12 protein-coding genes are annotated in these 8,670 nt (G+C 40.0%); all 12 read left to right on the top strand.

Annotated features, from left to right (window positions below; genetic code table 11):
- Window positions 1-44: 44 nt before the first annotated feature.
- Complete coding sequence (locus V7138_RS02365) at window positions 45-842, top strand: enoyl-CoA hydratase/isomerase family protein (RefSeq protein WP_335393906.1); 798 nt, start codon at window positions 45-47, stop codon at window positions 840-842.
- A 104-nt stretch (window positions 843-946) separates the two neighbouring features.
- Window positions 947-1,396: an acyl-CoA thioesterase gene (locus tag V7138_RS02360; RefSeq protein ID WP_335393904.1), complete on the top strand. Its 450-nt coding sequence runs from the start codon at window positions 947-949 to the stop codon at window positions 1,394-1,396.
- Between the two features lie 72 nt (window positions 1,397-1,468).
- Window positions 1,469-2,341, top strand: a complete 873-nt coding sequence (locus V7138_RS02355; protein ID WP_335393902.1) for a PaaX family transcriptional regulator — start codon at window positions 1,469-1,471, stop codon at window positions 2,339-2,341.
- 12 nt (window positions 2,342-2,353) lie between these two features.
- Window positions 2,354-3,313, top strand: coding sequence for an MBL fold metallo-hydrolase (locus tag V7138_RS02350; RefSeq protein ID WP_335393900.1), 960 nt, complete (start codon window positions 2,354-2,356; stop codon window positions 3,311-3,313).
- A gap of 250 nt (window positions 3,314-3,563) precedes the next feature.
- Window positions 3,564-4,505, top strand: a complete 942-nt coding sequence (locus tag V7138_RS02345) for a Phenylacetic acid catabolic protein (protein ID WP_438824302.1) — start codon at window positions 3,564-3,566, stop codon at window positions 4,503-4,505.
- A 2-nt stretch (window positions 4,506-4,507) separates the two neighbouring features.
- Window positions 4,508-4,840: a metal-sulfur cluster assembly factor gene (locus V7138_RS02340; protein ID WP_335393898.1), complete on the top strand. Its 333-nt coding sequence runs from the start codon at window positions 4,508-4,510 to the stop codon at window positions 4,838-4,840.
- Window positions 4,837-5,061, top strand: a complete 225-nt coding sequence (locus V7138_RS02335) for a hypothetical protein (protein ID WP_335393896.1) — start codon at window positions 4,837-4,839, stop codon at window positions 5,059-5,061. Before V7138_RS02340 ends, V7138_RS02335 begins: the two co-directional genes overlap by 4 nt.
- Before the next feature lie 2 nt (window positions 5,062-5,063).
- Entirely contained in the window at window positions 5,064-5,696 is a 633-nt protein-coding gene (locus V7138_RS02330; RefSeq protein WP_335393894.1) for a Phenylacetic acid catabolic protein, read from the top strand.
- Window positions 5,644-5,850 carry a PaaD-like zinc ribbon domain-containing protein gene (locus tag V7138_RS25255; RefSeq protein WP_438824301.1) on the top strand — a complete coding sequence of 69 codons (207 nt, stop codon included), beginning with the start codon at window positions 5,644-5,646 and terminating at the stop codon, window positions 5,848-5,850. The genes V7138_RS02330 and V7138_RS25255 overlap by 53 nt, the downstream gene beginning before the upstream one ends.
- Window positions 5,851-5,864: 14 nt before the next feature.
- Window positions 5,865-6,725: a 3-hydroxyacyl-CoA dehydrogenase NAD-binding domain-containing protein gene (locus tag V7138_RS02325; RefSeq protein ID WP_335393892.1), complete on the top strand. Its 861-nt coding sequence runs from the start codon at window positions 5,865-5,867 to the stop codon at window positions 6,723-6,725.
- On the top strand, window positions 6,715-7,461 hold the full coding sequence (locus V7138_RS02320; RefSeq protein WP_335393890.1) for a 3-hydroxyacyl-CoA dehydrogenase family protein: 747 nt from the start codon (window positions 6,715-6,717) through the stop codon (window positions 7,459-7,461). The genes V7138_RS02325 and V7138_RS02320 overlap by 11 nt, the downstream gene beginning before the upstream one ends.
- Window positions 7,458-8,657: a thiolase family protein gene (locus tag V7138_RS02315; RefSeq protein ID WP_335393888.1), complete on the top strand. Its 1,200-nt coding sequence runs from the start codon at window positions 7,458-7,460 to the stop codon at window positions 8,655-8,657. Before V7138_RS02320 ends, V7138_RS02315 begins: the two co-directional genes overlap by 4 nt.
- The last annotated feature ends 13 nt before the right edge of the window (window positions 8,658-8,670 follow it).

Genomic DNA, 8,670 nt, shown 5'->3' with positions numbered 1-8,670 from the left:
AAAGATTTAAAAACGTAATACATAATTCTAGGAGGTAAGGAAGAATGACAACTACAGTAAACGAAACAAATACGTTAACAGTAAAAAAAGCCAACGGTATTGCTGAAATCCACATGCATGTGAACAAAACAAATGCCTATGACCTTGAGTATTACAAAGAATTAAATGCTGCGATTGATGACATTCGTTTTGACAATGATATTAAAGTAGTTGTACTCATGAGTGATATGCCAAAGTTCTTCTCGGCAGGAGCAAATATTAATTTCTTAAAATCTGCAGAACCGCGTTTTAAAACTCAATTTTGCCTATTCTGTAACGAAACATTAGATAAAATTGCTCGATCTCCACAAATCTGGATTGCTTGTTTAGAGGGTCACACGGTAGGTGGAGGATTAGAAATGGCTCTTGCTTGTGATTTACGATTCATGGGCGACCAAGCCGGAAAAATCGGGCTACCAGAGGTTTCCCTAGGTGTCTTAGCGGGAACAGGTGGAACCCAACGACTTGCTCGCCAAGTGGGGCATTCAAAAGCTCTTGATTTGAATATCACTGGTGAAACATTAACACCTCAAGAAGCATTAGATATTAAACTAGTGGATCGCGTATATCCGCAGGAAGAGACAAGAGCAAAAACATTAGAATATGCACAAAAAATTGCAAATAGTGCCTCTTACGCTACTTCTAACATTAAGCTGTCCATCATGAATGGTAAAGAAATGCCACTTAACGTAGCAATCCGGTATGAAGGGGAGTTACAAAACCTCTTATTCCGTTCTCAGGATGCTCAGGAAGGCTTAAGTGCATTTATCGAAAAGCGTGAAGCTAACTGGAGCGGAAAATAAAACCAATTGAATTAAAAGCGATATCGGAGTTTCCGATATCGCTATTTTAAAATAACCAAGGATCAGCAAATTTCTTAAGCTTTTTTAACAATAGGAGGATAAGTGTGAGATCAAATGAATTTCAAGTCATCGTAAATTGGGGAGATACTGATAAAGCGGGGATCGTCTACTACCCAAATTACTTCAAATGGTTCGATATCGCAGGACACCAATTTTTTAGAAGCTGTGGTTTATCCCCAAACACATTAGAAGAAGAACGGCAAATTATCCTGCCAATGCTTGATGCAAGATGCAGCTTTGAAAGGACCTTATTATATGACGACATTATTACAATACGAACTGAAGTTGAAGAAATTAAAACGAAAACGATTAAACTAAGGCATGAGGTATTTAGAGGAGAAACAAGAACAGGACATGGGTACGAGATACGCGGCTGGGTAAAGCAAACGCCAACCGAAATTAAGGCAGTTCCCATACCTGAGGATGTACGATCCATCTTACAAGAAGATCTCCACACAAATGAAGCAGGAAAAAGACCACTTTTTAATGCATAATTTCCAAAATCCTCTATAATTAATATTAACAATATTGAAATATAACAAAAATTAGCAAGTGTGGTGACTTCGATGAAGCCTAGATCCTTAATGTTTACATTATATGGTGAATATATTAAATATTATGGGGGAGAAATTTGGGTTGGTAGTTTAATTGAACTAATGAAACAATTTGGAGTATCTGAATCGTCTGTAAGGGGCGCGATATTTCGGATGGCCCAAAACAATTTGCTTGAAGTGCGTAAAGTAGGAAAGAAGAGCTATTATTCCGCAACTGCCCAAGGTCGGGTTGATGAAGGGGTTAGCAGGGTATATGCCTCTCAAAATCACATTTGGGATCAGAAGTGGCGAATCCTTACATATTCCTTCCCAGAAGAAAAGCGTGAGATTCGTAATAAAGTCCGGAAAGAACTGATTTGGACAGGTTTTGGAAATCTAACAAATAGTACCTTGGTAACGCCAAATCCGATTGAGGACCAAGTGAAAGAAATGATCAGAGTGCACGGAATTGAAGAACATGTATTTTTATTTACATCGTCTTCAATTGTAACCCATGACAATCAAAGCATCATTGATATTGGATGGGACTTAAAAATGGTCAGGGATGAATATCAAACATTTATTGATAAGTTCACCCCGAAAATTGAAGAACTGCGAGAAAAAGCGTTAAATAACACATTAAAGGACGAAGAATGTTTTATTGAACGAACTGTACTTGTACATGAGTACAGAAAATTTCTTTTCCAGGACCCAGGTTTTCCAAGAGATTTACTACCAGAGGGATGGATTGGGGCTAAGGCGCGAGAACTATTCTGGAATATTCATCAGCTTTTATCAATCCCATCAATCCGGTACTTTGAGTCCGTTTTTGAGGGGGCACCAGATCGCGAAATTCAAGTTGAACGCGATAAAGCCCTCAATCCGTTTGGTGAGATTTACATTTAACTGAGGTGAGCCATGAATATTGAAAAAATTGAATGTGGTGGCTATCGGATTGGTATTCCCGTTCCCTTTCCGATGAAGTATGTCTATTGTTATCTTTTTAAACAGGTTGATGGGTATGTCATGATTGATGTAGGGTTAAATTACCGTGCAGCAAGAGAAGCATGGCAAGAGGTTTTTGACCATTTGGGAATCACGCATCGAGAAATCCATACCATCTATTTAACCCATTTTCATCCAGACCACTCAGGACTTTCAGGATGGATGCAAAAGCAAACAGGTGCCGATCTTTTTATGAATGAAATAGATGCGAGAATGATGGCACGAGTATGGGGGGAAGGAAGCAACCAGGTTGCACTTATGAAAGAAATGGTGTTGCAGCATGGAGTTCCAGAAGATCTAGCGGATGGAATCTCGGAGCATATGGAAAAACTCGGTCAAAATGTCCTACCATTACCTGATGTTAAATCAATTAGTGATACAATTGAGTTTGGCGGTAAACATTGGTCCGTAATCCATACTCCTGGCCATAGTGCTGGGCATGTTTGCTTTTTTCAAGAAGAAGAGGGCATTTTAATTGGTGGCGATCATATTCTTGAAAAAATCACCCCTAATATTAGTGTTTGGCCAGGTGCTAGCCAGCACCCATTACATGAATATATAGACTCATTGCGAAAAATTAGAAAATATCCAATTAAAAAGATTTATTCTGCCCACCATTCACCAGTTCTCCATGTAAATGAACGTATTGACGAGCTAATCCAGCATCATGACGAGCGGCTTGCATATATTGAAAGCTTGGCAGACCATAAAACGACGTATGAGATTGCAAAGGTATTGTTTTCTCATCGCGAGCTCAACCCACATCAGTGGCGCTTCGCAATCGCAGAAACGATTGCGCATTTAAACTATTTAGAGCGTGAGGAACGGATTACAAAACGAGGTCAAAATCCGATTGTTTATGTAAATCGTTGAATTGGATATAGCAAACTATAAAAATACTAAACCCCAAGATTGTTTATTTTAATAGCAATCTTGGGGTTTTTGTTTGGTGTGGATTAGATATGATGTTGGTATTTTTACATAACCCCAACCCCCATCTATTACGATTAAAAAATTAACGTTTAAAAAACAATATAAACATGTTGACAAACAATTTAAAATATTCTATATTACATATTATAAACGATAGTTAAAAAAACGTAATACAAAGAGGTGTTCATTTATGAGTATTAAGGAAGCTGAGGTATTACTGGAAAAAGTACAAAATGGTTTTATAGTTGAGCGTATGGAGGATATGAATGACGAATATTTGAAAGCGTTAAAACAAACACTTGCGATTGTAGGAGATACAGAACTTCTTAGCGTCCCGCCACTATTAACGGTCTACGATCAAGCCCCAAACTTAAACTATAAGATAACCGCTCTAGCAGTTATGCAAGACGAGATCGGTCATGCGCATATCGCATACCGCTTACTGGAAGACCTGGGTGAAGATGTGGAAGAAATGCTCTATCATCGACCAGCCAACCGATGGAAAAATCCTTACGCTTTTGATTTTAAATTAGACAACTGGGTTGAATTAGGAGTTTTTAACGGATTATTCGACCGTTCCGGATATACGCTTTTAGGTGATGCATATGAACATACCTCTTATGGGCCTTGGAAGCGCGCACTGGTAAAGGTGGATAAGGAAGAATTGTTCCATCTTCGCAATGGTGAAATCATAATGAAAAATGCGATGAAAAATCCAGAAACGGCAAAGCAAGTTCAAGATGCGGTGGATTGGATGTTCTTAATGGCACTTGAATTCTTCGGAGTAGCAGATAATCTGAAGAGCCGTTCCGCACAATTGGATTATCGACTCAAAGGCCGAACCAATGATGAATTAAGACAAAAATGGTTATCAACAGCTGTTCCATTCTGCGAATCTATCGGAATTAAGGTTCCAGCTCATTATGATGAAGACCAAGGAAAATATGTGATTGATGTTCCGTTCCCTTGTAAGTTTGATGCTGAAAACAAAAAATGGTTAACAGACCAACCTGACACATGGGAAGGGGCAATCGAACGCTTTAAGCAAAGAGGTCCTCAAAATAAAGAATTTGTTACTCGCATCCAAAAAGGAGTTTGGGAGTTGGAAGAAATGAGAGCAGAGGAGGCATAAGCATGAGTGGGATTATCCAAAGTGAACAAGCAACAACAAAGTATTGGAAAGCTCTAAAAGAAGTAATGGATCCAGAGTTTCCAATCAGTGTTGTCGATATGGGGTTAATTTATAACATAACTAAAAATGGAAGCGATTTAGAAATTGAAATGACCTATACCTCCACTGGATGCGCTTGTATGCAGTGGATTGAAAACGATATCAAAGAGCGTTTGCTAAAGGAAGAAGAAGTTGAAGATGTAAAGATTCAGGTTGTTTGGGATCCACCTTGGACGACGGCAAACCTTAGTGAAGAAGGAAAGAAAAAATTAAAGCACTGGGGGGTAAGTTCATGACAGTAGAAGCAGCCATTAAACATGATTACCTTCTTCTCACTCGAATCAATCGTGGAGATGAACTTATTCATGTGGGAACTTTTAAGGCCGTAAATGATGAATTGGCTAAGATATATGCACAGCATATTTACGATGAGGAAGACTGGGTTGAAATGTACGTGGTGAAAAAAGATGACCTTGTTTGCGTTCGTAGCCCAGAACCATTATTTGCAAAGGAGTGAGAATGTTGACTAAGGAGCATATTTCGTTAATAGAACTAGGCGAAACAATAGCAGATAACAAATTTATTTTAGGTGACCGTTTAGTCGAAATCGGCATAAGTGGACCTACATTGGAAGGGACACTTTCATCGATAGCAATGGCTCAGCAGGAACTCGGTCATTCCAGACTTCTTTATCGATGGGTATCTGAACTAACAGGCGTTAAGTCGGAAGTTAAGACCCAAACAGGAAAAGCGTTCCGACAGAATGTGCAAATTGGAAACTGGATTGAACTTATCGCGGGACTCTACGTCACAAATGTTGCAGTTGATTTAGTAATGAAAGCGATGCTAGAAGCGAATAATCCCAATGTGAACCCGCCTTTTACAAAAATGCTGAAGGAGCAGCAGGAGCATCTCATCTATTCAGAGAGTTGGTGTGAACAGCTTTTACTTGATAAAGGATCGATTCCAAGAAGGTGCCGAGAAGCTATTGCCAAAACAGCTCAGGAAGCAAAAGAGTGGTTAATTAAAATTGAAAATGATATGTATTTCGTCACAGAAAACATCATTCCAAAAGACGCAAGATTAGTAGAACAATTTGATGCAAAGATTCAAGAGATTTCAAAGGAAGTGGCGAAGCAAAATGTCGTCTAACCATGAAAATGTACAATGTTCATTTTGCTCATCCAATGATGTAAAGAAGATTTCATCCTTTGGTACAGCCCAATTAGTTCGCCAATATTACTGCAATGAATGTAAAAGCGTATTTGAGTACATTCGTTGGCAAAAGGAAGACGCGGCAAAGTAGAAAGGACGAAAACCATGCAGCAAATCAAAAAAGTAGGTGTTATTGGTTCTGGAACTATGGGTGCTGGAATTTCTCAGCTACTCGTTCAAAATGGATACCCTGTTATCCTGTTTGACATCGATGAGGCAACGGTATCCCGCGCAAAGGAATCAATAGAGTCAAAGCTTGATAGATTAGTATTTAAAGAAAAAATTAGCCAGACCACCGCAGAACAAGCAAAACGGAATTTGGTAACGACAACGAATATGAACGCATTCGCCGACTGCCAATTGGTAATTGAGGCTGCTCCAGAAAAGCTGGAGATTAAACGGTCTATCTTTTCACAACTAGAAGAAATCTGTTCGAAAGATTCGATTTTGGCATCGAATACTTCCTCACTTTCGATTACAGAAATTTCTGGTCAAAGCGCAAATCCTGAACGAATCGCTGGCTTGCACTTTTTTAATCCAGCACCAATCATGCCACTTGTAGAAGTGGTACAGGGCTTAAAAACAGCTTCCTCAACTGTTGAAACCCTTGTCCAATTTGCAAAAACGATTCACAAAAGTCCAGTGATGTGTAAGGATACACCCGGTTTTATTGTGAATCGAGTGGCGCGGCCATTTTACAATGAAGCTTTACGAATTATGAATGACAAAATTGCTTCTGCTGAGCAAATTGATTGCATCATGAAAAGAGCAGGGAATTTTAAAATGGGTCCTTTTGAATTGCAGGATCTGATCGGGATTGATATCAATTTTGCAACAACTAAATCGGTATATGAAGGATTTCACGGAGAAAGTAGATTCCGCCCTCATTACTATCAGGAGCGTATGGTTCAAGCAGGTAGCCTAGGAAGAAAAACAAAAGGAGGGTTCTTCAACTATGACAAATAAAACTGTCGTCATTGTAGGGGAGAATTTACTCGCCAAAGAACTCTCCCAATCCTTTCAAGAAAACGAAAAAGTTCATTTAGTGGATTCTAAACAGATGAATGAGCAAGTCGATGTCGTCATTGAAACGACCAACCTAAATAAAGAAGAAAAGAAGCGTAGAATCCAAGAAATTGAGGCAAGTGTTTCACCAACAACTTTGATACTATCGACTACCCTTAGTGTGACAGTGACTGAGGTTGCTTCATGGCTGACTAGCCCTGATAGAGTAGTAGGGTTTGGGACATTTGCTAACTTTAAGGAAGGTAGCTTAATCGAGGTGGCACTGCCATTACAGGCAGATCCTAGCTATGTGCAAATAGCTGCAAACATTTTTTCATTAATCGGTCAGGATATCGAACTTGTGGAGGATGAAGTAGGCTTTGTATTCCCTCGAATTTTATCGATGATTGTTAATGAAGCCGCCTATGCATTAACTGAGCAAACGGCAGAGGCAGAAAGTATTGATATCGCGATGAAAAAAGGAACCAATTATCCAATGGGTCCGCTTGAGTGGGCAGAGAAAATTGGGCTAGACGATATTTATGCGGTATTAAGTGGATTATATCGTGAGTTAGGGGAAGAGCGTTATCGACCAGCCCCACTGATTCGAAAGCTTGTGTACGCAGGGTGGATTGGTGGAGAAACCGATAAATGCTTTTACCATTATCAAAACCGAAACAAGGAGCTTTCAGTATGAGAGAAGCAGTCATAATTGATGCTGTTCGGACCCCAATTGGAAAATTAAATGGTTCTCTTACAAGTGTACGACCTGATGATCTTGCAGGCCATGTCATTAAACAGCTAATGGCCCGTGTAGATCTTGACCCAACCCTAATTGAAGATGTATTTTTCGGATGCGCCAATCAAGCGGGTGAAGATAATCGAAATGTAGCAAGGATGGGCTTACTGCTCGCAGGGCTCCCCGTTTCAATACCAGGGGTAACAGTTAATCGGCTTTGTGGTTCTGGTCTAGAGGCTGTAAACCAAGCGGCTGCCACCATAAAGTCAGGCTTAGGAGATGTCTTTATTGCAGGTGGAGCAGAAAGCATGACCCGTGCACCGTACGTCATGATGAAGCCTCAAGTATCAAATGCGAGAGGTAACCAAACCTTGCATGACACGATGTTAGGCTGGCGCCTTGTCAATCCAGTGATGAACGAAATGTATCCTCCGATCAGTCTAGGGGAAACTGCTGAAAATGTCGCAGAAAAATATGGGGTTTCAAGAGCAGAGCAGGATGAGCTTGCCCTTTTAAGTCAGCAAAAAGCAGCAGCAGCGATTCAAAGTGGAAGATTCAATGACGAAATTGTCCCAATTGAAATTCCGCAAAGAAAAGGAGAGTCACTACTTTTCAAGGTGGATGAACATGCACGTCCCGAAACATCTCTAGAAACACTGTCGAAACTAAAACCCGTTTTCAAAAAGGCTGGGACTGTAACGGCTGGAAATTCATCAGGGATAAATGACGGGTCAAGCGCCATTCTCGTTATGGAAAAGGAACTTGCTGAAAGGCTTGGCTTAAAGCCGATTGCAAGAGTGGTGACATCTGCTGTAAGTGGTGTCCATCCTGACTATATGGGAATCGGTCCTGTTCCAGCAACAAGAAAAGCCTTACAACGGGCTGGTTTAACTGTTAACGATCTTGATTTAATCGAAATAAATGAAGCATTTGCAGCACAATCTGTGGCATGTATTAAAGAATTAGAGCTTGATATGGATAAAGTGAATGTCAATGGTGGTGCGATTGCATTAGGACATCCACTAGGATGTAGTGGTGCACGAATTGTTACAACATTAGTTCATGAGATGCAAAAACGTGATGTACGGTATGGTTTAGCAACCATGTGCATCGGCGTTGGCCAAGGAATCGCAACAATTATCGAGAAAATGTAGGGAGTGAAACAAC

Origin of the sequence: Bacillus sp. JJ1533 (assembly GCF_036965045.1) — a bacterium.
Taxonomy (GTDB): Bacteria; Bacillota; Bacilli; order Bacillales; family Bacillaceae_L; genus Ferdinandcohnia.
This window is presented reverse-complemented; position numbering and strand designations above follow the sequence as displayed.

What these genes read in the sequence shown, in the direction of transcription:
- V7138_RS02365 (WP_335393906.1), top strand. Translation starts at nt 45, where the DNA reads ATGACAACTACAGTAAACGAAACAAATACGTTAACAGTAAAAAAAGCC.
- V7138_RS02355 (WP_335393902.1), top strand. Translation starts at nt 1,469, where the DNA reads ATGAAGCCTAGATCCTTAATGTTTACATTATATGGTGAATATATTAAA.
- V7138_RS02350 (WP_335393900.1), top strand. Translation starts at nt 2,354, where the DNA reads ATGAATATTGAAAAAATTGAATGTGGTGGCTATCGGATTGGTATTCCC.
- V7138_RS02345 (WP_438824302.1), top strand. Translation starts at nt 3,564, where the DNA reads ATGAGTATTAAGGAAGCTGAGGTATTACTGGAAAAAGTACAAAATGGT.
- V7138_RS02340 (WP_335393898.1), top strand. Translation starts at nt 4,508, where the DNA reads ATGAGTGGGATTATCCAAAGTGAACAAGCAACAACAAAGTATTGGAAA.
- V7138_RS02335 (WP_335393896.1), top strand. Translation starts at nt 4,837, where the DNA reads ATGACAGTAGAAGCAGCCATTAAACATGATTACCTTCTTCTCACTCGA.
- V7138_RS02330 (WP_335393894.1), top strand. Translation starts at nt 5,064, where the DNA reads ATGTTGACTAAGGAGCATATTTCGTTAATAGAACTAGGCGAAACAATA.
- V7138_RS25255 (WP_438824301.1), top strand. Translation starts at nt 5,644, where the DNA reads ATGCAAAGATTCAAGAGATTTCAAAGGAAGTGGCGAAGCAAAATGTCG.
- V7138_RS02325 (WP_335393892.1), top strand. Translation starts at nt 5,865, where the DNA reads ATGCAGCAAATCAAAAAAGTAGGTGTTATTGGTTCTGGAACTATGGGT.
- V7138_RS02320 (WP_335393890.1), top strand. Translation starts at nt 6,715, where the DNA reads ATGACAAATAAAACTGTCGTCATTGTAGGGGAGAATTTACTCGCCAAA.
- V7138_RS02315 (WP_335393888.1), top strand. Translation starts at nt 7,458, where the DNA reads ATGAGAGAAGCAGTCATAATTGATGCTGTTCGGACCCCAATTGGAAAA.